Raw genomic sequence first — 21,234 nt, 5'->3', positions numbered from 1 at the left:
CAAGACTAAAAGGTGTTTTCAACAGCATCAATCAATAAAAATTGATAAGTTTATGAAAAATAGCAGAAAATAACTTAAAGCATTGTTTTTTTAGCTTTTAGTATTGTGTGTTATATAAAGTCAATTTTCTGCTGTATGTGATGTTGAATAAAATCATTTAGTGTGCGCAAAATGCTTGATTAAAGTACTCAAACAAGTTTGGGGTATTAAGCCACAAAGCAATGGAAAGTGCCAAGAGTAACAGCAGCATCAAGCCGAATACCAATTTAAACGACCAAGAAAGTTCAGTCATGGACCACCGCCTTTTCATTGACTAAAAAATGTACCAATACACCAAAGATACTCAGTAAAATCGACAAGGTCCATACTACATTGTAATTGCCAGTCATGTCATGGTTTAAACCGCCAAGCCATCCACCTAAAAACGAGCCCACTTGATGTGTAAAAAACACCAATCCACTGAGCATGGTGAGATATTTAACTCCAAACATATTGGCCACAATGCCATTGGTGAGCGGTACGGTAGATAGCCATAGCAAGCCCATGACCACGCCAAATGCGTAAACGCTATAGGTGGTGAGGGGCAGCATTAAAAATAAAATCATGGCGACACCACGTAAACCATATAAGCCCATCAATAAATGTGCTTTAGAGTACTTGCCACCTAACCAACCTGCGGTATAGGTGCCTACAATATTAAATAAACCCACCAATGCTAAGAATACAGTGCCTGTAGTGGCATTAAAGCCATGATCAATGAGATAACCGGGTAAATGAATGCCAATAAACACTACCTGAAAGCCACACACAAAAAAGCCTAAAGATAAAAACCAAAAGGGTTTATGGTTTTTAGCAATGACTAAAATTTGTTTAAATGACAACGCAGGCTTGTTGCTTGGTTGTGCATTGGGATCGACATACATTGGCGCTTTTAACGTCCAAGCCAAGGGTACTAAGAGCACCACCAAAATAGCGCTGATGAGTAATGCACTTTTCCAACCAAAATTTTGTAATAACAATAAAGTGGTTGGCAACATAATAAATTGCCCAAACGAACCTGCGGCACTGGCAATCCCCATCGCAAGACTACGTTTAGATGGGTGAGCAGCGCGCCCCACGGCTGAGAGCAATACAGGAAATGAGGTGGCCGATAACGCTAAGCCTAAAATTAAACCAGCACTTAAATTGAGTAGTAAACCGGTTGAGCTCATAGCCATCAGGCTCAAGCCTAAAGCGTAGAGCACGCCACCTACCATCACCACGACCTTAGAGCCATATTTATCGGCAAAGGCACCGGTAATGGGTTGTACTGCGCCCCAAATTAAGTTTTGTAAGGCAATGGCAAGGCTAAAAACATTGTGTCCCCAACCAAACTCATGGCTCATAGGCACTAAATACAAGCCAAAGGCATGACGTACCCCCAAAGACAGTGCCAAAATAATTGCACTGCCAATCAGCATATAAATTAAAGCGTTTGAAAATCGTGTATCTGACATACAACATCCTCATTATGTTGGCTAAAACTATGGTAGACGATTCAGCACAGCACAACGATAAAATTAAGTTCAACTGATCTATTATTTTTGGTTATCAATGGGGCATTAAAGCATAAAAAAAGACCACATCAATGTGGTCTCTTATCGTTATAACGCATTAAGCGCTAAAGCGTGATAAATCTTCTTCAGGGCGAGCGGTAAGCACTTCAACACCGTGTTTAGTGACTAACAAAGTATGTTCATACTGTGCCGATAAGCTATGATCTTTGGTAACCACCGTCCATTTATCGCCAAGTAGTTTGGTTTTCCAATCACCGGCATTGACCATAGGCTCAATGGTAAAGGTCATGCCTTCTTCTAAAATCATGCCTGAATTGGGTTGACCATAGTGTAATACTTGTGGCTCGTCATGGAACACATCACCAATACCGTGACCACAGTACTCACGTACCACGCTAAAACGCTCTGATTCAACATACAACTGAATGGCATGACCAATGTCGCCAATCGTCGCGCCCGGTTTAACCATCGCAATACCACGATACAATGCTTCTTGTGCCACAGTACATAAACGATTGGCTAAAATAGACGTTTCGCCGCCGACCACATACATCATGTTGGTATCGCCGTGGAAACCGTCTTTAATCACAGTCACGTCAATATTTAAAATATCGCCTTTTTTAAGTTTCTTGGCGTCGGATGGAACCCCGTGACACACCACATGGTTGACCGAAGTACAAATCACGTGTTGAAAGGCTGGGCGACCCGGTGCTGCACCATAGCCTAAGCACGCAGGAATTGCGTCTTGTTGCTTCACGATATAATCATGACAAATCGTATCAAGTTCAAGTGTCGTCACACCCGGAACGATATGCGGTTTGATCATATCCAAGACTTCTGCGGCGAGTTGTCCTGCTACACGCATCTTTTCGATATCTTCAGCAGATCGGATTAAACGACGTGGCGCTTGGTAAGTACTGTTCATGATCTTTAAAAACTTTTGGAAATTTATATATGACTATGGTATAAATAGCCGCCCATTTTATCAAATGCTTTTTCGTGAATAAATTTCACGGGCTTTGTGCGATGGGGCATTAAAATCCGCACATATATCGACACATTTCTCTGGGTGCCTTTTTTTAAGGTGGAGAATGCGGATATATGGAGGCCTAACCCAAATCTTTAAGGTAAAAGAAAATGGCAGATTACAACGTAAGCATGCGCGACCTTCTTCAAGCAGGCGCTCACTTCGGTCACCAAACACGTTTTTGGAATCCAAAAATGCGCGACTACATCTTTGGCGCGCGTAACAAAATTCACATCATCAACCTTGAGCACACTGTTCCTGCGTTAAATGATGCTTTGAACTTCGCTAACAACTTAGCAAGCAAAAAGAACAAAGTTTTGTTTGTTGGTACAAAACGTGCAGCTTCTGCAATCATCCGTGAACAAGCGCAACGTGCTGGTCAACCATACGTTGATCACCGTTGGTTAGGTGGTATGTTGACGAACTGGAAAACTCTTCGTCAATCAATCAACCGCTTAAAAGACCTTCAAACTCAAGCACAAGACGGTACTTTCGCTAAGCTTACTAAACGTGAAGCTTTAGAGCGTAGCCGTGAAATGGAAAAACTTGAGCGTGCTTTAGGCGGCGTGAAAAACATGGGTGGTTTACCTGATGCATTATTCGTAATCGATGTTGATCACGAAGCAATTGCAATCAAAGAAGCTAAAAACTTAGGTATTCCTGTAATCGGTATCGTTGATACAAACTCTAACCCAGACAACGTAGACTACGTAATTCCGGGTAACGATGATGCGATCCGTGCAGTAACACTTTATGCTTCTGCTATGGCTGATGCGATTCTTGCTGGTAAAGAATACGCTCAAACTCAAGCAAATGCGCAAGCAAAAGCTGAAGACGTTAAAGAAGCTCCAGAGGCTTAATGCGTTTGACGCGAGCTTGTCATTTTGCGACATGTGATGGTGGCATAGTAAGCGTTATGTATGCAGGCGGCCCATGAGACAACCTCTGGGCCGTTTCTGTTCCAAATAAGAATATATTTCTACCGAATTTAGGAGATTCACATGACTGCAATTACAGCAAGCATGGTAAAAGAATTGCGTGACCGTACTGGCCTTGCAATGATGGAATGCAAAAAAGCGTTAACTGAAGCTGGTGGCGACGTTGAGCTTGCAATTGACAACCTTCGTAAATCAGGTCAAGCAAAAGCAGCTAAAAAAGCGGGTAACATCGCAGCTGACGGCGCGATCACGATTGCTCAAGAAGGTAACAAAGCACTTCTTTTAGAAGTAAACTGCCAAACTGACTTCGTTGCTAAAGACGAAAACTTTGCTGGTTTCTCAGCTAAAGTTGCTGCTGCTGCATTAGCTGCAAACGTAACTGAAGCAGCTCAAATTGCTGAACTTAAACTTGAAGACGGTTTAACTGTTGAAGAAGCGCGTATTGCACTTGTTCAAAAAATCGGTGAAAACATCCAAGTTCGTCGTGCAACAATCGTTGAAGGCGCAAACCTTGCTGTTTACAAACACGGTTTAAAAATCGGTGTTGTTGTATCTTACGAAGGTGATGTTGCAACTGGTAAAGGTATTGCAATGCACGTTGCTGCGTTCAACCCTGTTGCTGTAAACGAAGCTGACGTATCTGCTGATCTTATCGCAAAAGAGAAAGAAATTGCTGAAGCGAAAGCGCTTGAATCTGGCAAGCCTGCAAACATCGTTGAAAAAATGGTAACAGGTTCAGTTCAAAAGTACTTAAACGAAGTTGTGCTTGTAAACCAAATGTACGTGATCGACAACGACAAGAAAGTTGCTGACGTACTTAAAGAAACTGCAACTGCAGTTGCTCAATTCGTTCGCTTTGAAGTAGGTGAAGGCATTGAGAAGAAAGCTGAAATGAGCTTTGCTGATGAAGTTGCTGCTGCTCAAGCTGCGGCTGCTGCACAATAATTTTTACCTTCGGTAAAAGTTAAAAAAAGCCCCACAATGTGGGGCTTTTTTTATATCTTGCTTTAGAGTTTACCAATTAAGTGTGCAAATTGGTGATGACTATAATCATCTGTTAAAAATAAACGTACCTGTTGTGGTGAGTAGGCATCTTCAAGTAATAAGCTTAAATCACTTAAAGCACTCGATTTTTGATCGCTTAATATAAATTGAAATTTATAAGGATGCATAATTGCAAGCACATGATAACCATGGCTTAAAATACAATTAAGCAGATTTTCAACAATCACTACAGTGGGTTCAAGCACATCATCACTAGGTTCAAAATAATGTGAATAAGGTTCTAAAAATTCATCTTGACCATGCAAAGCATCTTCATCTTCTAAATCTGCATCCTCATCTTCAAAATCTTCAGCTTCAAATTGCTCAAAAAAATCGTAGATTTCATCTAAGGTTGAATCAATAGGAATGGGTTTTTTGACAACTTGTAGAAAATTCAGTTGTAAGTCAAAGCTATTGGCCCAATCTTGATAGTCGCAATCAATGACATATTGATGGGCAAGGCAGTTTTCATTCAGCCATGTTTCAAACCAAGCATCACTACTTTCTTCGACGTTAATCTTTGGGAAATCTTGCGGTTGAAGTTGAGGGAAGACATAGATCAATAAATCGCGTAACAGTTGACTTTCGTGCATAGCAAAACAAAGCAGGTGGGGCAGTGACTACTATAGATGATTTTGACATCAATCATCAACACGCAAACTTTATATCAGCGCTTTGCTTTGTGGATTGTATATGCCTGAAGCTTAGGCAGGTACATAGCTGCTAATATGACTCATCAAGCGACTGAGAGCTTCACAGCGCTTGATGCTGCATCACAATAAAAAAGCCACAACGAATGTGGCTTTTATCAAATGTAGTGCGTCACTTAAGAGTTAGGACCCGCCACGCGTTCAATACTCACTTTAGCTGTGCCTGCATTGGTAATCCCTAATCGCTTAGCAGCACCATAAGATAAGTCGACCACACGGTTGCCATGGAATGGACCACGGTCATTGACCTTTACAACAACGCTCTTGCCATTGGTTTTATTGGTAACACGGATATAACAGTTTAATGGCAAGCTGCGGTGTGCTGCTGTCATGGCATTCATGTCAAAAGTTTCACCACTGGCTGTTTTACGACCATGAAATTGACGACCATACCAAGAGGCCATACCCGTTTGGCTAAACTTACGTACTGTATTAGATGCTACAGTATTTAGTTTTTCAATCACTGAAGGCTCTTCGGCTGGAATTTCGATTTTCGCAGCAATGGTTTGACGACGAACTTGGTCGCCAGAACGCTCAGTGATTGAAAGACTATTTAAGTTAGAAAAGTGCTGATTAAAATCTTGTGCTTCTTTGTTTAATACGCGTGCCGCAAGGCGCGTGTTATCAGCATCTTGTTTTAATGATGATGATTGCACCATATCAGCCTGCGACTGACTCAGGGCAAATAAACTACTTAAGGCTAAAACATATTTAATTGATGAATGCATAAAAACTCCTATATCAAAAAATTGCCAGTGTAGAGGCGGGCAAAGTTTTTGATAAATTCATGTTTGCAACTACATTTGACGGAAATGATAATATTCATGTGGCAAGCATAGTGTCTAGTATTGATACTAAAATAACCGGAAAAATTACGAAAAAGCTATTTTATTGATTAATAAATATACAATATTGTAACAATTTATTTAAAATGTATATTTATTAATCATTTGTAGCTAAAAAAATGTTGACTTTTTTAGTTTGGATTTAAATTGATCTTAGCGGCTAGCGACTTCAATCCCTAATTGCCATACAGCTGTGGCATACATGCGGCTTCTGTTATAGGTGGTAATTACTTGGAAATTAGGGTAAGTAATATAGTAACTTGGACCATAATTTTCCTGCAGTTCAATCACATTGACCAGGTCCAATGGATCAATACGTACTAAGGGATTTAAGGGCGTAACACCTTGACTATTGAGCACGCCGTAAGGGCTAGGTTGGGTTAAATCTTTAGCAATAATTTGGCTAGCATGTTGACCGCTATAGCGTGCGGCAAAAGCAACCGGCTGATTGCGCTGCCAACCATGTTGCGCCAAATAATTGGCAATCGAGCCAATGGCATCAACTGCTGAATTGCGTAAATCAATATGACCATTGCCATCGTAGTCAACGCCAAATTTAGGAATGTTGCTTGGCATAAATTGTGGGTAGCCAATTGCACCTGCATAAGAGCCTTGGACTGAACTTGCAGTAATGCCTTCTTTATAACTAAAGTTGAGTAATGCTGCCAATTCATCTTGGAAATAAGGCGCACGACGCGGATAACCAAAGGCTAAAGTCGCGAGGGCATCGCGGGTCATTAAATTACCCTTGTTGGCGCCATAGCCTGTCTCAACACCTAAAATGCCCAAAATAATCGCTTGTGGTACGCCAAATTGCTGCTCAGCACGATTTAGGGTGTCGGCATATTGTTGTTTAAAAAGCACACCACGCTGAATTGTGCCTTCGGCTAGAAAGTTAGTTTTGTAGCTATACCAAGGTTTGCTCTCACCTGGACGGTTCATAATTTCAATGATATTTGGACGATTGCGCGAACCACTCATAGCAAGATCAATTTGCTGTTCGCTTAAACCATAAGTTTGCATGGTTTTTTGTTTAAAACTTGCATATTCAGGATGGCTGATAAAGTCATTGGCTTGCACGGTAAAACTACTACCACAAAGTGCCAAAGTCATCAGAGCAAAGCGTTGTATTTTTTTATTGAAACGAAGTTTTAACGTCATGTTAAAGTCCAAAAACTGACTGCTAGATAATGCTATGAACAACTTATCTAGACAAAAGGCGACATAGGAAATCGGTTGCATAACTAACATAGCATCGTAGCCTATGCGTAGAGCAAAAATTGCTACAAAAGCTTACAAAATCAAGCAATGACTTGATACATCAAGCATTCTACGTGATTTAAAAGCAAAAAAAAGCCTCTGTAAAGCGTATAGATTTATCCATTAAAAAAACCAGCCGAAGCTGGTTTTTTTGAATTTAAGCATGTAGTTGTTGAAGATGATGCTCAGCCCAAATTTTAAGTTCATGCCGATGTAACTTTGGCATGATTTGATCAAGCGCAATATAAATCGCTTTTAGCAAATTGCCAGTTGCGGTATCCCATGCTTTAGCCTGCACCATATCAAAATTTAGGGTTTGGCTAAATTCGGTTATAAAGTGAGCCACCAAGCTTTCAGCAGTTTGCTTGTAGATTTCAGTAAGCGCAGCAATATCAATGCGCTCACCCGCCTGTACAGCTTTTAAGCTATGTTCTAAATTGGTATATAAACGCGGATCTAAAAACAAACCGACTTGATATTGACTGGTTTGACTCTTAAATAGACTTCTGCCATAAAACTCAATTGAAGCTTTGGCAATTTTATGGCTTACATCGGTGTCTAAAGGCTTGAGCATCAACGCCACACTAGCTTGAATATAGTCTGCCAATTTTAACGTAGTGTCACGTGCTGCGCTTTGGGGTAATTGTACCACTAAGTCATGCAGTAGCTTTAAAATCAATTCTGTATATAAGTACACAGCAGTTTCATAGCGCAGTTCAGCTAAGGCTTCACCTGAGTTTTTTACTCTTAAGCCATATTGAATGTTGTTAAGCAATGCAACTGATGGCGTAAAACCAAAACGCGGCATGTGAACACCTTTAAAAACGGAGTCTATTGACGTGATAAACGAATGGGTTTAACTAACCAATCTTCATCAGAAACACGACATGGATTAATGTCTAAACCACCACGACGCGTATAAGTTGCATAGACCATCAGTTTATTGGGCTTAAGGTTTTGCCAAATATCGGCATAGATTTGTTCAACACATTGCTCATGAAAGCCATTGTGCTGACGATAGGAAATAATATAAGCCAACAAACCTGCATGACAAATTTTCTTGCCTTGATAGCGAATGAACACTGTGCCCCAATCGGGTTGACCAGTCACTGGGCAATTACTGCGCAATAAATGTGAATACAGTGTTTCTTCGACTTCTTGATCATCAGCAAGAGCCAAGAGTGCAGCATCAGGATGCTGTTCTAAGCGTGATGGTGTATTTTCATCAATATAGATCCCTTGAGCTTTACAGACCTGAAGTTCATCGACATGAAACAATTCAATACAAACCGCTGCACCTGCTGCTTGAGATAAATCTTGCTCCACAGTGGCCTGAAAAGCCTCTTTTGACGCAAAGTGAGTAAAGTTCATGCTATTAAAGTACAACTTTAATGATTTTGATTCGATGAGATTAGGCGAGTTCGCCGGTAGCGTTAAGCGACCAATTGCCACTTGCGGTACGCCATGTGGATTTAACCAAGAAATTTCAAAAACATGCCACCAATCTTTACCTTGGCGAATGCCTGCCACTTGCGCATATTTCTCACGTGCAGGTTCACGGGCAATTGGAAATAAAATATCGGGCTGATATTGGGTTGGGTATTGGGTGTCTTTACCCAAAAGAGATTGTTCTACACTCATTATTCACGCATTCCTGAGCCACGAGAAAGTAAATGGTACGCTGTTGCATATAAGGCGCCACAACATAGTGTAATCACGCTAAGCGATACACCAACATTGACATCGCTGTGGCCTAAAATGCCAAAACGGAAGGCATTGACCATATATACCACAGGGTTAATTAAAGATAAATTTTGCCAAAATGGGCTAAGGGCACTAATGGCATAAAACACACCACCTAAATAGGTCAGTGGTGTGAGCACAAAGGTTGGAATAATTGAAATATCATCAAATGATTTTGCATAGACTGCATTAATAAAGCCACCCAAAGCAAACAGCAATGAGGTAATTAACACCGTATAAATCGTCACAAACCAATTGGTGATATACAGGTCAGTAAAGAATAAGCTCATGGCGGTGACAATAATGGCAACCAATAAGCCACGGCATACTCCACCTAACACATAGCCCCATAGCACAAGATGCAGAGGCACAGGGCTCATAATCAATTCTTCAATGCTTTTTTGGAATTTGGCACTAAAGAAGCTAGATGAAACGTTGGCATAACTATTGGTAATCACGGCCATCATAATTAAGCCGGGCACAATAAACTGCATATAGCTAAAGCCGCCCATATCGCCAATACGTGAGCCGACCAAATTACCAAAGATCACAAAATATAAGCTCATGGTAATGGCAGGTGGCAACAAAGTTTGCGGCCAAATACGCATAAAACGGCGGATTTCTTTTCTTAATAAAGTTAAGAAAGCAACACTGAGTTGGTTAAAGTTCATTTTGCCTCCTCAGCAAGGTTTTTCTCCACCATTTTGACAAATAACTCTTCTAAACGATTAGATTTGTTGCGCATACTGCGGACTTGAATATTTTGTGCCTGTAGCAATTGGAATAAATCATTCATGCTGTGGGCTTTGTCCAAGGTCACCTCTAAAGTGACAGGGTCAATTAAATTAAATTTCACCCCAATAATCTCAAGTTGTGGTGCTGTAATGGCTTCGGCTAAATCAAAAATAAAGGATTCTTCATTGAGTTGATTCAAGAAGCTTTTCATGGTGGTGTCTTCTTTAATCACACCACGGTCAATGATCGCAATACGACGACACAGCATTTCAGCTTCTTCTAAATAATGTGTGGTCAAAATAATTGATGTGCCTTGGCTGTTGGCTTCATTTAAAAAATCCCACATCGAACGACGCAGCTCAATATCAACCCCTGCTGTGGGTTCATCCAAAATGAGTAATTTTGGTTCATGCATCATGGCACGGGCAATCATCAAACGACGCTTCATGCCCCCTGAGAGCATACGGGCTTGGGTGTGGCGTTTTTCCCAAAGACCTAATTTTTCTAAATACAACTCAGCACGTTGTTCGGCAATTTTTTTAGGGATACCGTAGTAGCCGGCTTGGGTCACTAAAATATCAAAGGTCTTTTCAAAATGACCAAAGTTAAATTCTTGCGGTACAATCCCTAAGTGTTGTTTAGCATGCGAAGGGTGGGTGTCTAAGTTATGTCCAAAAATCTCAACTGTGCCGGAAGTTTTTTTAGTCAGCGAGCTAATAATGCTGATCGTTGTGGATTTACCTGCACCATTGGGTCCCAAAAGTGCATAAAACTCACCTTCAGGCACATCAAGATTAATCCCTTTTAAGGCTTGAAAACCATTACGATAGGTTTTGGATAAGTCTCTTAACGTCAAAGCATCAGTCATGAAAGTCTCATATACAACAGAATAACGCTATTGTGAGTGATAAGCCGCACCAAGCCAAGCCATACTCACAGAATTTAGCATTGCAAATACAGAACATTGTTTAAAGCATAGGCACAAAAGCAATAACTTTGAGATAGTTGCTTTACCTTATGTGTTTTTTTGGTATGATGTGCACCGCGCGTCCGTAGCTCAGTTGGATAGAGTGCAGGTTTCCGAAACCTGAGGCCGTGGGTTCGATCCCCGCCGGGCGCACCATTTTAATTATAAATACGTATTTTATTTGTTGGCTCAAAACACAATTGAGTTTTTGTGGTATATATTTTGCACAAATGTTAACTGTGCTTGCCAAAAAAATCAGCTCATTTTATAGTGCACTTACAGTAGGTTGTTAAGACGCTACTTCTAAGTTGGACGGATCAATGACAGCTCGTTGCGTCATAAAGCGTTACTTTAGGTAACTCTTCAGACAAAAAACCAGCACTAGCCTTCCAACACAGAGCCCGCTTCGCGGGCTTTTTTAATGCCTAAATTTTTGGTTTAAGCCTTGATCAGCTCAACCATAACATCGTATTTACTAAATTCTTGAATAATTTGTTGCAAAGCGCTTTGAGCCACTGATTCATCACTTGATAAGATCAGCTCTTGTTGGCTGTTGCTGTCATAACATTCAATACTTTGAATATTCCAACACTCAGCTTTGTCAGTGCTATTGAGAATCACGCGGCGCGTTTGCAAGGCGTCACTTAAATGACGTGGCAATACATAAGTGATGGCCAATTGAATGCTGTCGAGTTGTTCTTTTGGGCTTAAAAATGTAATGACCCAATTGCCGACTTTGCTTAAATGCACAGGATTATCAAAAGCGTCAAACAAAAAATAATGTGACATCGTACTTCGCCTTAGTAAAAACACCACTATAGGCAAAAGCAATATTCAGCAGCCTGCGACCAAAGTGCTAGAGTTTTAGGGGGTGATGATAATTTGAGGTTAAATTGTATACACAACCTTAAAATAATTTTTATAAATCAAATATTTTTGTTTTTAGCATGTGTAAATCTTAGATAAGAAAAAGATCAGCTCACATAAAAAGAGTATCAATTCAGGGTGAAGTTGCTTTAGACAAGTCAACTTGCCTAAAGCCTATTGCTTATAGGGTTTGAATGGCTTGTTGTTCTAAGGCTTTACGTAAATACGGATCTAAATCGCTTTGACGTAATAACCATTGCACATAATCTTGAGGTAAATCTGCCAAAGCGCTACCTTTATGCTTACCAAAGTTTAATGTGCGTGGAATGCGGGCATCTTCAGAAGCAGCATAGAGTTCTTCTAAACTGTGTAGATTTAATTTTTGAATAATTTGATTGAGGATATTGGCGGTTAAAATAATATCCATATCAGCACGGTGGGCTTTTTTAATCATGTCGCGGGCTTTGGCACTGCCTTGACTGATCATATAAATTAAAGCCGATATATTATGTGCTTCAGCGTCCGGCCACACACGACGTGCTAAAGCTAAAGTGCAAATGGCTTTAATATGTTGCGTATCAACACCACATTTTTCAATGGCACGTAAGTCATAGTCAATATTATGACCGATCATATATACGGTTTCAGAAGGTAAAGAAAAACTTGAATAATGCGGTTGACAGTCTAAATCACTTTGTAAAATATGATGCACGGCCATTGCCGCATAAGAAATCGGTTCATCCACTTGGTATAACTGATCAAAAATTTGACTTTTATCGAGGCTTAATTGTCCTTGTGTTAACTCAATCGGTGCATAAGCAATCTCAATCGGTTGTCCATTTAAGGTATGGGTTTCTGTATCGAGAATAATCGCGTGCATATGCAATCCTCATGTGAAAGGTAAAAAGGGCAATCTACAGGATAGACCTTGAACAATAAAGGCTTTTTAGCGTTGAAATTTTAATTTTAAAGCTTGGGCATCTTCTTTTAAGGCTTCACTTGACAGTAAAGCTTTATACAAATGCAAAGGAATACCATCTTCTTGGTCCACCAATTTAATGGGATGGATACCATCTTGATATTCAAAAAAGCTTAATGGCATATGATCTTGATTTAACAATAAGAAGCGTTGTTGCTTAATAGCAATTTCGTAGTCAGGAAAAGTTTGTTTGAGTAAACGTAAAAAAACGCTCTGATTGGTCGAAAGTCAGTTTAATTCACGAATCCGTTGACTGTCAGTTTGATGCATGGCTTTTAAATACAGAGCGTTGCTGTTGGGTAGTGGCTATAGGGGGTGTTCTAATTTTGGCTTGGGGTTGAGCAGCAGGTGATCCACGGAGTGTGTAGCCTAAGATAAAACCAATAATCAGACATAAAAAAGCCAACATAGAAGGGACTTAAGATTAAGTTTAAAAGAAAAATGCAGCAATTAAGCCCATCTCAAAAATCTTTAAAGCATTTTCAATAAGTTGATTTTACTCAAAACTCCCTATTTTTTGTAAAGTATGCGCAATTTTTATGTAAAACTCGATAAAGTTGATTCTCAAAATTTGTAAACTTCGTGCTACAATACGCCCCAATCTTAGCACGGCTTAAAAGCCCTAATTTAATAGGACCTCGCTAATGTTTGCCAATACTTCAATTGCACAATTTGACCCTGAATTAGCTCAAGCAATCACTCAAGAAGATGCGCGTCAAGAAGCGCATATTGAATTGATCGCTTCAGAAAACTACTGCTCACCTGCAGTCATGGAAGCTCAAGGTTCAAAACTTACTAACAAATATGCGGAAGGCTACCCAGGCAAACGCTACTACGGCGGCTGCGAATACGTAGACGTGATCGAACAATTAGCAATTGACCGTGCGAAAGAACTTTTCGGTGCTGACTATGCTAACGTTCAGCCACATGCTGGTTCTCAAGCAAACTCAGCTGTTTATTTAGCGCTTTTAAACCCAGGTGATACTGTATTAGGTATGAGCTTGGCGCATGGCGGTCACTTAACGCATGGTGCAAAAGTAAGCTTCTCTGGTAAAACATATAACGCAATTCAGTATGGTTTAAACCCTGAAACTGGCGAAATTGATTACGAAGAAGTTGAGCGTTTAGCGCTTGAGCACAAACCACGCATGATCGTGGCGGGTTTCTCAGCTTACAGCCAAATTGTAGATTGGAACCGTTTCCGCGAAATCGCTGATAAAGTGGGTGCTTATTTATTCGTAGATATGGCTCACGTTGCAGGTTTAGTTGCAGCTGGTGTTTACCCAAGCCCAGTACAAATTGCTGACGTAACCACAACAACCACACACAAAACACTTCGTGGTCCACGTTCAGGTTTAATCCTTGCAAAAGCCAACGAAGAGATTGAGAAAAAACTTCAATCTGCTGTATTCCCAGGCAACCAAGGTGGTCCTTTGGTGCATGCAATTGCTGCAAAAGCAATTTGCTTTAAAGAAGCAATGGCACCTGAATACAAAGATTACCAACAACAAGTGGTAAAAAATGCACAAGCGATGGCTGAAGTTCTAATTGAACGCGGTTATGAGGTTGTGTCTGGCGGTACGAAAAACCACCTGTTCTTATTGTCTTTAATCAAACAAGACATCACAGGTAAAGAAGCGGATGCTTGGTTAGGTGCAGCACACATCACTGTAAACAAAAACTCTGTACCAAACGACCCACGTTCTCCGTTTGTCACTTCTGGTATCCGTATTGGTACACCAGCAGTAACAACACGTGGTTTTGGTGAAGCTGAAGTGCGTGAGCTTGCAGGTTGGATCGCTGACATCTTAGATGCGAAAGGCGACGAAGCTGTAATCAACGCGGTGAAAGCGAAGGTTGAAACTGTATGCGCTAAATTCCCAGTTTACGCAAAATAAGTGTCAACTTGAGAAAAGCCCCCTCAAGGGGGCTTTTTTTATGTACCCAACAAAGTCTTTCTTTGGCTTAATTATCTGCTATAACTCATAGCAACGACCAAATAACAAGAGAACAAACATGATACAAAAACCGCAGATTATTATCTCTGAGCAAGATTTAAATCGTTTAGAAACCATGTTAGAGCACCAACCACAGCTCACCCCCACTATGCAGCATCTAGAAGATGAATTGGCGCGTGCCACTGTGGTCAATCCTCAAGATGTACCTGCTAATGTGGTGAGTATGAATGCACGTGTGTTGATTACCATTGGTCAAAGTGCTGAACCAACTGAAGTGGTTTTGGTGTATCCACATGACTTTAAAGGCGAGAAAAATCAGGTTAATGTTGTAGCACCGATTGGGGCTGCAATTTTAGGTTTAAGCGAAGGGCAACACATTCAATGGCCACAACCTGATGGACATTTGATGCAAGTTAAAATTGAAAAAGTTCTGTTTCAGCCAGAGCGTGAAGGCGACTTTTTATAAGCATCTCAGGTTAATCCTTTGAAAAGATGATGTAGAACTACACTTTTACATCATCTAGGCTGCATACTTAATTTTTCTTGCATCACTTACATTTTATTTTTTTATCTTCAGCTTCACTTCAGCTGACTCGATTATCATAGCTTTAAATAGGTTACAGTGAAGTGGTGGGGGGACTTGGGTCGGTCATTAAAATTGCAAAATGCAACATCACAATTGGCATCAATCGCGTAATATCAGTAAGTCAGTTTGGGGATTAAAGTCGATATGGCATATTTACAGCAATTGACTCCGTTGTCTGAGATGCAAGGTCATGATGACCAGCGATTGCAGATTAAGCGGCAAGAACTTGTACCGCTATTACATGATCATAGTCAATTGCAGCACTATGCCGCGCGTGTGGTGCAGGCACAAGCTGTGTTACTCAATGGGGTTGATGCCAAACTGACCCAAGATTTTAGCCACAGTATTCAAGCCTTGATTCATGCTTTAAATGATGCTCAAAAATACATGCAGCCTAAGCGCTTTAATCGCGTGCAGCGTTGGTTGGGCAGTGATTTAGATTATGCTTCTCAACAGATCGGGTATTATCAACAGCTTGAGCGCCTGATTGCACGTAGTCATGATTTAAGTGCTCAATTACAAATTGAAATACAAAAATCTGAGGCGCGTTATCGGCAATTAACTGGCTTACGTGAACAGATGGGGCAATACATTAAAGCAGCCAAAGAGTTTATGGTTGAGTATCCTAAGTTTGTTCAACAGCAACATCCGCTTGATCAATTTACTCAACGTTTATCTAAAAAAATTAATACCTTAGAAACATTGCAAGCCAGTAATGATCTTGCTATGCAGCAAATGTATGTGTCACAGCAATTATCGCTGACATTGTTAGACCGTTTTTTAGAAGCTGAACAAGTGTTGTTACCGGCATGGAAACATCACCTGCAACAGACTCAAGCACAACACAATCATCAGCTTGATGCCCTTGATACGAGTCGAAATCGCCTCATTAAAACCTTAAAACATGCTTTAGAGCACAGCACATAGTCTTCTTCACATTCGAGGTAAGTATGACCGATTTTCAACATAAAATTGCAGTGGTCACCGCAACCGAACAGGATTTTCAGCGTTTAAATTTAAGTGAGCTAGGTCTACAAGCCAGTGATTTTGACGCCGTGTTGCAAGCAGCAGCCGAGCTTGATGAGATTGATCAGCATCGTGTGGCAGAATATGGTAAAAATATTGCCACTCAAACAGCAAGCTATACGGATGAATTGTTGAGCTTGGTCAATCATAAAGATTTAGACGAAACAGGACAAAAGCTCAATCAAGTCGTTCAAGTGGCGCAGCAGCTCAATACTGCAAGTTTACTGCATCCCAAAAAACGTAGTGGCTTTTTAGGTGGCTTGTTTGACAAAGTAAAAACGGCTAAACAAAGTTTTGAGCAGAATTTTCAAGACACCAAAGCGCAAATTGATCAATTGGTTAAAGAGGTAGATACCTCACAACATGGCTTGCAGCAACGCGTGGCAACTTTAGAGCAGATGTTTAGCGGTGTACAGCAAGAGTATAAACAGCTTGGTGTGTATATTGCGGCAGGTCAGCTCAAGCAGCAACAGTTGCAGCAAAACATTGCGTCACTTGCCACAGCACCGAGTGATCCACAAACCACGCAGCAGCTCTATGATTTAAATCATGTGGCCAATAATTTAGAAAAACGGGTGAGTGATTTACAGATTTTGCAACAATCTGCGATGCAAACTTTGCCAATGATCCGAATTATCCAATCAAATAATTTAATGTTGGTGGATAAGTTTTATGCCATTAAAAACATTACTTTACCGGCATGGAAAAACCAAATTAGTTTGGCGATTTCACTCAATGAACAAAAAAATAGCGTACAACTTGCCAATGCGATTGATGATGCAACCAATGCCTTATTGCGTCGTAACGCTGAGTTATTGCATCAAAATTCAGTCGATACCGCACGTGCCAATCAACGTTCTGTGATTGATATAGACACCTTAGAGCATGTGCAGACCACCTTAATTAAAACTGTAAATGATGTGATTGAGATTCAAAAGCAAGGGCTAGAAAAACGTGCACAAGCCAGTACACGTTTGCGTCAACTGCAGCAGGATTTAGATCATTTAGTGCGTGATTCAAGTCCACAATTACAGCAAAAACCGTAGGAGGCTGATCTTGACCCAAATTGGTCCTGTGGTGATGCCACCAAATGAATTAAAAAGTGGCATAAAAACCTTAAAAAAACGCCAACGGCATTTTAATTGGTTGTTTTTAGCAGCAGCTAGTTTGTTGATTGCGACGTTTATCACTAGTTTTTTACAGCATGATTTGGTTTACAGCTTTTTTGGTCTGTATCATGAATTAAAACAGCTCCATATTCCAATCAGTGCTGAGCATATTGGCTTGATTAACACCGAGCAAGACTACTTTATGAGTTTACTGGGTTGGTTTGCGTGGCTAATTTTTAAAGTCTGTGTGTCATTTGTGGGTGCATTTTTTATGGTGTATCTGTTAAAAAAACTACGCTTTTTTTACGTGCGCTTTCAATCTTTTGTACTGAAATTTGTAGGTTGGTTACTTGCATTTATGCTGTTGTGGTCGGGTTTGACCTATGTGCAACATGATCTAAATCAAGATCAATCTGAGTTTTACCAAGGCTTAACCAGTTATTCTCAACAAATTTCTGACAGTGAGATTTATCAGCAGCTACAGGGTAGTCAAACGCCAAGTATTGTTCAGGCTTATTTATTGGCACAAACGGCACTTTTACAACAGCCTGCTGATTTAGTCACAGCCAAGCCTTATCTACAACATTTAGTCACCGCCGAGCAGTACGATCCTCGCTTTGATCAGTATGGATTTGATCCTAAACAATTATGGAGCATGCAACAGCAGCTCTACGCTCGTACTGTGACCCCAGTGACTCAGGCATTGCAGCCTGAAGTGACACATGCCGAGCAACGTCAGCAACAACTTGCAACCTTATTGATAATCAGTGGAGGGCTTTGGTTAGGATTAAGTGTTTTATTTTGGTTACTGGGACAATATTTTAAACGTCGTGTGCAACGTATTGAACAACGCTTAACTGCTTAAAATGAATTGAGTGACACAAGGATGTGTACTTTTATTTAAAAAAACGATTAAACTCATAAAAACTAACTGTTTTACCTTTCTTATATTTGTTTTTATCATGGCATTAAGAAAAGATAATTTTACTCCTTTGGAGACGTTAGCCATGTTAGATCAAAATACTTCAGCGCAATTAAAAGCCCTTTTAGAACGCCTAGAAGGTCCCATCGAATTGGTGGCAACTTTAAACGACTCAGACAAATCTGCCAAAATCAAAGAATTGGTTGAAGAAGTTGCAGCATTGTCTGATTTGGTTACTGCACGTTTTGATGGCAAAAATAGCCGTGCCCCAAGCTTTGGTATTGCAAAAGCAGGCGAAGAACCGCGTGTATTCTTTGCAGGCTTGCCAATGGGCCATGAGTTCACGTCATTGATCTTAGCATTGCTACAAACCTCAGGTTATGCACCAAAAGTCTCTGATGAAGTGTTAACTTCAATCAAAGAACTCGGTGTGAAGTCTAATTTTGACGTATTTGTGTCTTTAAGCTGCCACAACTGTCCAGATGTGGTGCAAGCCTTAAACCTGATTGCCATTTACAATCCGGGTGCAACAGCCACCATGATTGATGGTGCTTTCTTCCAAGACGAAGTTGAAGAACGCAAAATCATGGCCGTTCCAATGGTGTTCCAAGATGGTCAACACATTGGTCAAGGTCGTATGACTTTAGAAGAGATCGTGGCAAAACTTGACACCAATGCAGCACAAAAAGATGCTGCCAAGTTAAATGCCAAAGACGCGTTTGATGTGTTGGTGATTGGTGGTGGCCCTGCGGGCAATACCTCTGCCATTTATGCGGCACGTAAAGGCATTAAAACCGGTATTGTGGCTGAGCGCATGGGTGGTCAAGTGATGGACACCCTGGACATTGAGAACTTTACCTCAATTCAAAAAACCCAAGGTCCAAAATTTGCCGCAGAAATGGAAGCACATGTTCGTGAATATGGTGTAGACATCATGAACCTACAACGTGTTGCTGACATCAAAGGTGCGTCTGAAACCGCCAATGGTTTGGTTGAAGTGACACTTGAAAATGGTGCTAAGCTTGAATCTAAGACCGTGATTTTATCAACCGGTGCACGTTGGAGACAAATGAACGTGCCGGGTGAAAAAGAATATGCTACGCGTGGTGTAGCGTACTGCCCGCACTGTGATGGTCCATTGTTTAAAGGCAAACGTGTTGCGGTGATTGGTGGCGGTAACTCAGGTGTGGAAGCTGCCATTGACTTAGCAGGGATTGTTGAGCATGTCACATTGGTGGAATTTGACACCAAGCTACGTGCCGACCAAGTGTTGCAAGACAAGTTAAACAGCTTACCCAACACCACAGTGATCAAAAATGCCTTATCTACCGAAGTGGTAGGTGATGGTTCACAAGTCACAGCCTTGAAATACAAAGACCGTGCAACTGATGTGGAACACACGGTTGAATTGGCAGGGATCTTTGTACAAATTGGTTTATTGCCAAATACAGATTTCTTAAAAGACACAGCGGTTGAACTTTCAAACCGTGGTGAGATTGTGATTAACGATCGCAACGAAACCAATGTCAAAGGTGTATTTGCTGCAGGTGACTGTACCACCGTGCCGTACAAGCAAATCATCATTGCCACAGGTGAAGGTGCTAAAGCATCACTGTCGGCATTTGATTACATCATCCGATCTGGGCAATAAGCCAACAATAAAATCAGGTCAGTGTGTCCCCAAACACACTGACCTATGCGCAAGTTTATGATTGTCATTTGCTTGTTTTTATAGGAACTTTGGACGCTAACACCCAAGTTCCTTTTTTTATGCCATCTTAAACAGTCTTCCCCAATAGACTATGTAAATGGCTATTTATTGTTGTTGTAGCTCTGAGAAAATGCATATTTCTATAAAGGCATATAAAATATATGGTTTTATTGTAAAGCTTTTCAATTTTAATTCAACCGAGTAAGAAACTCGGAATTATGTGCCAATTTAAACGCCAATTTTGCTAAAAATGTGAAGCAGTTTAATAAGTAAAATAAATTAAATTACAATGAATTAGGTGGTTTTCTTGTTGATTGTAAATCGCCTGAAAATATCTTTACAAAAAATAACATTCAATTACAATGCTAATTATTGATAACAAAGTTAGCCTTCATTTTTGCCACAATTTGGGGAAATTATGCTCAAAAATAAAATATTGATCTTGGCGACGAGCCTTCTGTTGATGGGGTGTAGTGCAAAGGTTGTGACCTATGATCAGCATGGCACTGTGACGGGTTCGTGTAAAGCAACGTCTTTTTTAACACCTATTCAAGGCGCTGCATCTTGTTATGGTTATGCGCACAATGACAAGCTACGTTTTGCCAAAATTAAATCCAACGGTCAACTTGAACTTTTAGCTTTACCACCCACTGCCAAAGTGCAGTTGGCGACACATTAATGGGGAATATGATGAAAAAAATGATGTTATTGGCATTCACTGCATTGGCGTTAACAGGTTGTGCATCTACTGTAACCACCTATGACTCTCAAGGTAAAATGATTGGTTCTTGCCAAGCAGAACGTGGTTTTGTTATAGGTGGCGGGGCAAATTGTAGCGGTTATGCTAATCAAGAAGGACGTATTCGCTAATACAGCATCACCAAATTAAAACCGAAGCATGCTTCGGTTTTTTATTGCTCAAGGATTTTTAAAATTTGACAATGGTCAATGGTATTGGGTACTTGGCAACTTTGATTAAGCTGCTGTAAGTGTTGGCGTAGCGCAGTGAGTGCTACGATCTTCTGATCCAATTCAATTAAATGTTGCTGAATCAATTGATTTACAGCACTGCAATTGGCATTGGGTTGCTGCTCTAGATCAAGTAAAGTTTGAATTTCGAGTAAAGACATATCTAAAGCCCGACAACGCTGAATAAACATTAAACGTTTAATACTAGATCTCTTGCGAAAGTTAATTTAAGAGCATCCAATTCACCATTCCAGCAATTAAATTCATTAGATCTCTTGCGAA

General features: G+C 40.5%; 24 protein-coding genes and 1 tRNA gene. 11 read left to right on the top strand and 14 right to left on the bottom strand.

Going from position 1 to position 21,234, the window contains the following annotated elements; translation table 11 throughout:
• Positions 1-157 precede the first annotated feature (157 nt).
• From Q0017_RS07500 to map, 3 genes are all read right to left on the bottom strand, one after another.
• Positions 158-292 carry a hypothetical protein gene (locus Q0017_RS07500; protein WP_298144804.1) on the bottom strand — a complete coding sequence of 45 codons (135 nt, stop codon included), beginning with the start codon at positions 290-292 and terminating at the stop codon, positions 158-160.
• Entirely contained in the window at positions 285-1,496 is a 1,212-nt protein-coding gene (locus Q0017_RS07495) for an MFS transporter (protein ID WP_298144802.1), read from the bottom strand. The genes Q0017_RS07500 and Q0017_RS07495 overlap by 8 nt, the downstream gene beginning before the upstream one ends.
• Before the next feature lie 157 nt (positions 1,497-1,653).
• A complete protein-coding gene (gene map / locus Q0017_RS07490) occupies positions 1,654-2,481 on the bottom strand; it encodes a type I methionyl aminopeptidase (RefSeq protein ID WP_298144799.1) in 828 nt (275 codons plus the stop codon).
• 212 nt (positions 2,482-2,693) lie between these two features.
• Between map and rpsB the strand changes: the two genes are divergently transcribed.
• Together rpsB and tsf are read left to right on the top strand one after the other, a co-directional pair.
• Positions 2,694-3,443, top strand: coding sequence for a 30S ribosomal protein S2 (gene rpsB, locus Q0017_RS07485; protein ID WP_298144796.1), 750 nt, complete (start codon positions 2,694-2,696; stop codon positions 3,441-3,443).
• Positions 3,444-3,584: 141 nt separating this feature from the next.
• The gene (tsf, locus tag Q0017_RS07480; RefSeq protein WP_298144793.1) at positions 3,585-4,466 is read left to right on the top strand and encodes a translation elongation factor Ts; all 882 of its coding nucleotides are present in this window, start codon (positions 3,585-3,587) and stop codon (positions 4,464-4,466) included.
• 62 nt (positions 4,467-4,528) lie between these two features.
• On the opposite strand, the gene Q0017_RS07475 is transcribed toward tsf, so the two are convergent.
• The 7 genes from Q0017_RS07475 to Q0017_RS07445 all read right to left on the bottom strand — a co-directional run bounded on the left by Q0017_RS07475 (position 4,529) and on the right by Q0017_RS07445 (position 10,726).
• A complete protein-coding gene (locus tag Q0017_RS07475) occupies positions 4,529-5,158 on the bottom strand; it encodes a hypothetical protein (protein ID WP_298144790.1) in 630 nt (209 codons plus the stop codon).
• A 233-nt stretch (positions 5,159-5,391) separates the two neighbouring features.
• Entirely contained in the window at positions 5,392-6,003 is a 612-nt protein-coding gene (locus Q0017_RS07470) for a septal ring lytic transglycosylase RlpA family protein (RefSeq protein ID WP_298144787.1), read from the bottom strand.
• Positions 6,004-6,273: 270 nt separating this feature from the next.
• Positions 6,274-7,281, bottom strand: a complete 1,008-nt coding sequence (gene mltB / locus Q0017_RS07465; protein WP_298144784.1) for a lytic murein transglycosylase B — start codon at positions 7,279-7,281, stop codon at positions 6,274-6,276.
• 256 nt (positions 7,282-7,537) lie between these two features.
• Positions 7,538-8,188, bottom strand: coding sequence for a hypothetical protein (locus Q0017_RS07460; protein ID WP_298144781.1), 651 nt, complete (start codon positions 8,186-8,188; stop codon positions 7,538-7,540).
• A 23-nt stretch (positions 8,189-8,211) separates the two neighbouring features.
• Positions 8,212-9,021, bottom strand: a complete 810-nt coding sequence (gene queF, locus Q0017_RS07455) for an NADPH-dependent 7-cyano-7-deazaguanine reductase QueF (protein WP_298144778.1) — start codon at positions 9,019-9,021, stop codon at positions 8,212-8,214.
• On the bottom strand, positions 9,021-9,794 hold the full coding sequence (locus Q0017_RS07450; RefSeq protein WP_298144775.1) for an ABC transporter permease: 774 nt from the start codon (positions 9,792-9,794) through the stop codon (positions 9,021-9,023). Before Q0017_RS07450 ends, queF begins: the two co-directional genes overlap by 1 nt.
• Positions 9,791-10,726, bottom strand: a complete 936-nt coding sequence (locus Q0017_RS07445) for an ABC transporter ATP-binding protein (protein WP_298144772.1) — start codon at positions 10,724-10,726, stop codon at positions 9,791-9,793. Before Q0017_RS07445 ends, Q0017_RS07450 begins: the two co-directional genes overlap by 4 nt.
• 178 nt (positions 10,727-10,904) lie before the next feature.
• On the opposite strand from Q0017_RS07445, the gene Q0017_RS07440 reads away from it, so the two are divergent.
• Positions 10,905-10,981 (top strand) — tRNA-Arg (locus tag Q0017_RS07440).
• Positions 10,982-11,263: 282 nt separating this feature from the next.
• On the opposite strand, the gene Q0017_RS07435 is transcribed toward Q0017_RS07440, so the two are convergent.
• From Q0017_RS07435 to Q0017_RS07425, 3 genes are all read right to left on the bottom strand, one after another.
• On the bottom strand, positions 11,264-11,614 hold the full coding sequence (locus tag Q0017_RS07435; protein ID WP_298144769.1) for a hypothetical protein: 351 nt from the start codon (positions 11,612-11,614) through the stop codon (positions 11,264-11,266).
• A gap of 259 nt (positions 11,615-11,873) precedes the next feature.
• On the bottom strand, positions 11,874-12,572 hold the full coding sequence (locus tag Q0017_RS07430; protein WP_298144767.1) for a DUF3820 family protein: 699 nt from the start codon (positions 12,570-12,572) through the stop codon (positions 11,874-11,876).
• Between the two features lie 66 nt (positions 12,573-12,638).
• Positions 12,639-12,794, bottom strand: a complete 156-nt coding sequence (locus Q0017_RS07425; protein WP_298144764.1) for a hypothetical protein — start codon at positions 12,792-12,794, stop codon at positions 12,639-12,641.
• A gap of 521 nt (positions 12,795-13,315) precedes the next feature.
• Here Q0017_RS07425 and glyA point away from each other — a divergent pair.
• The 8 genes from glyA to Q0017_RS07385 all read left to right on the top strand — a co-directional run bounded on the left by glyA (position 13,316) and on the right by Q0017_RS07385 (position 20,853).
• Positions 13,316-14,569 carry a serine hydroxymethyltransferase gene (glyA, locus tag Q0017_RS07420; protein ID WP_298144762.1) on the top strand — a complete coding sequence of 418 codons (1,254 nt, stop codon included), beginning with the start codon at positions 13,316-13,318 and terminating at the stop codon, positions 14,567-14,569.
• Between the two features lie 121 nt (positions 14,570-14,690).
• A complete protein-coding gene (rnk, locus tag Q0017_RS07415) occupies positions 14,691-15,095 on the top strand; it encodes a nucleoside diphosphate kinase regulator (protein ID WP_298144864.1) in 405 nt (134 codons plus the stop codon).
• A 264-nt stretch (positions 15,096-15,359) separates the two neighbouring features.
• The gene (locus tag Q0017_RS07410; protein ID WP_298144759.1) at positions 15,360-16,142 is read left to right on the top strand and encodes a tellurium resistance protein; all 783 of its coding nucleotides are present in this window, start codon (positions 15,360-15,362) and stop codon (positions 16,140-16,142) included.
• A gap of 23 nt (positions 16,143-16,165) precedes the next feature.
• Positions 16,166-17,287 (top strand): toxic anion resistance protein, encoded by a 1,122-nt coding sequence (locus Q0017_RS07405; protein WP_298144756.1) that lies wholly within the window; start codon positions 16,166-16,168, stop codon positions 17,285-17,287.
• A 10-nt stretch (positions 17,288-17,297) separates the two neighbouring features.
• A complete protein-coding gene (locus tag Q0017_RS07400; RefSeq protein WP_298144753.1) occupies positions 17,298-18,215 on the top strand; it encodes a hypothetical protein in 918 nt (305 codons plus the stop codon).
• Positions 18,216-18,357: 142 nt separating this feature from the next.
• On the top strand, positions 18,358-19,923 hold the full coding sequence (ahpF, locus tag Q0017_RS07395; protein WP_298144750.1) for an alkyl hydroperoxide reductase subunit F: 1,566 nt from the start codon (positions 18,358-18,360) through the stop codon (positions 19,921-19,923).
• 523 nt (positions 19,924-20,446) lie between these two features.
• On the top strand, positions 20,447-20,662 hold the full coding sequence (locus Q0017_RS07390; protein WP_298144748.1) for a hypothetical protein: 216 nt from the start codon (positions 20,447-20,449) through the stop codon (positions 20,660-20,662).
• Between the two features lie 11 nt (positions 20,663-20,673).
• Positions 20,674-20,853 carry a hypothetical protein gene (locus tag Q0017_RS07385; protein WP_298144746.1) on the top strand — a complete coding sequence of 60 codons (180 nt, stop codon included), beginning with the start codon at positions 20,674-20,676 and terminating at the stop codon, positions 20,851-20,853.
• A 41-nt stretch (positions 20,854-20,894) separates the two neighbouring features.
• Here Q0017_RS07385 and Q0017_RS07380 read toward each other — a convergent pair whose 3' ends face one another.
• A complete protein-coding gene (locus tag Q0017_RS07380) occupies positions 20,895-21,143 on the bottom strand; it encodes a MerR family DNA-binding protein (RefSeq protein ID WP_298144744.1) in 249 nt (82 codons plus the stop codon).
• Positions 21,144-21,234: the final 91 nt, after the last annotated feature.

The sequence above is a fragment of the uncultured Acinetobacter sp. genome (assembly GCF_947624825.1).
In the GTDB taxonomy this organism is placed as follows: domain Bacteria; phylum Pseudomonadota; class Gammaproteobacteria; order Pseudomonadales; family Moraxellaceae; genus Acinetobacter.
The sequence above is the reverse complement of the archived record's forward strand: the minus strand, read 5'-3'. Positions and strand labels throughout refer to the sequence as shown.

Coding starts and splice junctions, on each gene's coding strand:
- Q0017_RS07500 (WP_298144804.1), bottom strand. CDS start 292: ATGACTGAACTTTCTTGGTCGTTTAAATTGGTATTCGGCTTGATGCTG.
- Q0017_RS07495 (WP_298144802.1), bottom strand. CDS start 1,496: ATGTCAGATACACGATTTTCAAACGCTTTAATTTATATGCTGATTGGC.
- map (WP_298144799.1), bottom strand. CDS start 2,481: ATGAACAGTACTTACCAAGCGCCACGTCGTTTAATCCGATCTGCTGAA.
- rpsB (WP_298144796.1), top strand. CDS start 2,694: ATGGCAGATTACAACGTAAGCATGCGCGACCTTCTTCAAGCAGGCGCT.
- tsf (WP_298144793.1), top strand. CDS start 3,585: ATGACTGCAATTACAGCAAGCATGGTAAAAGAATTGCGTGACCGTACT.
- Q0017_RS07475 (WP_298144790.1), bottom strand. CDS start 5,158: ATGCACGAAAGTCAACTGTTACGCGATTTATTGATCTATGTCTTCCCT.
- Q0017_RS07470 (WP_298144787.1), bottom strand. CDS start 6,003: ATGCATTCATCAATTAAATATGTTTTAGCCTTAAGTAGTTTATTTGCC.
- mltB (WP_298144784.1), bottom strand. CDS start 7,281: ATGACGTTAAAACTTCGTTTCAATAAAAAAATACAACGCTTTGCTCTG.
- Q0017_RS07460 (WP_298144781.1), bottom strand. CDS start 8,188: ATGCCGCGTTTTGGTTTTACGCCATCAGTTGCATTGCTTAACAACATT.
- queF (WP_298144778.1), bottom strand. CDS start 9,021: ATGAGTGTAGAACAATCTCTTTTGGGTAAAGACACCCAATACCCAACC.
- Q0017_RS07450 (WP_298144775.1), bottom strand. CDS start 9,794: ATGAACTTTAACCAACTCAGTGTTGCTTTCTTAACTTTATTAAGAAAA.
- Q0017_RS07445 (WP_298144772.1), bottom strand. CDS start 10,726: ATGACTGATGCTTTGACGTTAAGAGACTTATCCAAAACCTATCGTAAT.
- Q0017_RS07435 (WP_298144769.1), bottom strand. CDS start 11,614: ATGTCACATTATTTTTTGTTTGACGCTTTTGATAATCCTGTGCATTTA.
- Q0017_RS07430 (WP_298144767.1), bottom strand. CDS start 12,572: ATGCACGCGATTATTCTCGATACAGAAACCCATACCTTAAATGGACAA.
- Q0017_RS07425 (WP_298144764.1), bottom strand. CDS start 12,794: ATGCCATTAAGCTTTTTTGAATATCAAGATGGTATCCATCCCATTAAA.
- glyA (WP_298144762.1), top strand. CDS start 13,316: ATGTTTGCCAATACTTCAATTGCACAATTTGACCCTGAATTAGCTCAA.
- Q0017_RS07410 (WP_298144759.1), top strand. CDS start 15,360: ATGGCATATTTACAGCAATTGACTCCGTTGTCTGAGATGCAAGGTCAT.
- Q0017_RS07405 (WP_298144756.1), top strand. CDS start 16,166: ATGACCGATTTTCAACATAAAATTGCAGTGGTCACCGCAACCGAACAG.
- ahpF (WP_298144750.1), top strand. CDS start 18,358: ATGTTAGATCAAAATACTTCAGCGCAATTAAAAGCCCTTTTAGAACGC.
- Q0017_RS07390 (WP_298144748.1), top strand. CDS start 20,447: ATGGGGTGTAGTGCAAAGGTTGTGACCTATGATCAGCATGGCACTGTG.
- Q0017_RS07385 (WP_298144746.1), top strand. CDS start 20,674: ATGAAAAAAATGATGTTATTGGCATTCACTGCATTGGCGTTAACAGGT.
- Q0017_RS07380 (WP_298144744.1), bottom strand. CDS start 21,143: ATGTTTATTCAGCGTTGTCGGGCTTTAGATATGTCTTTACTCGAAATT.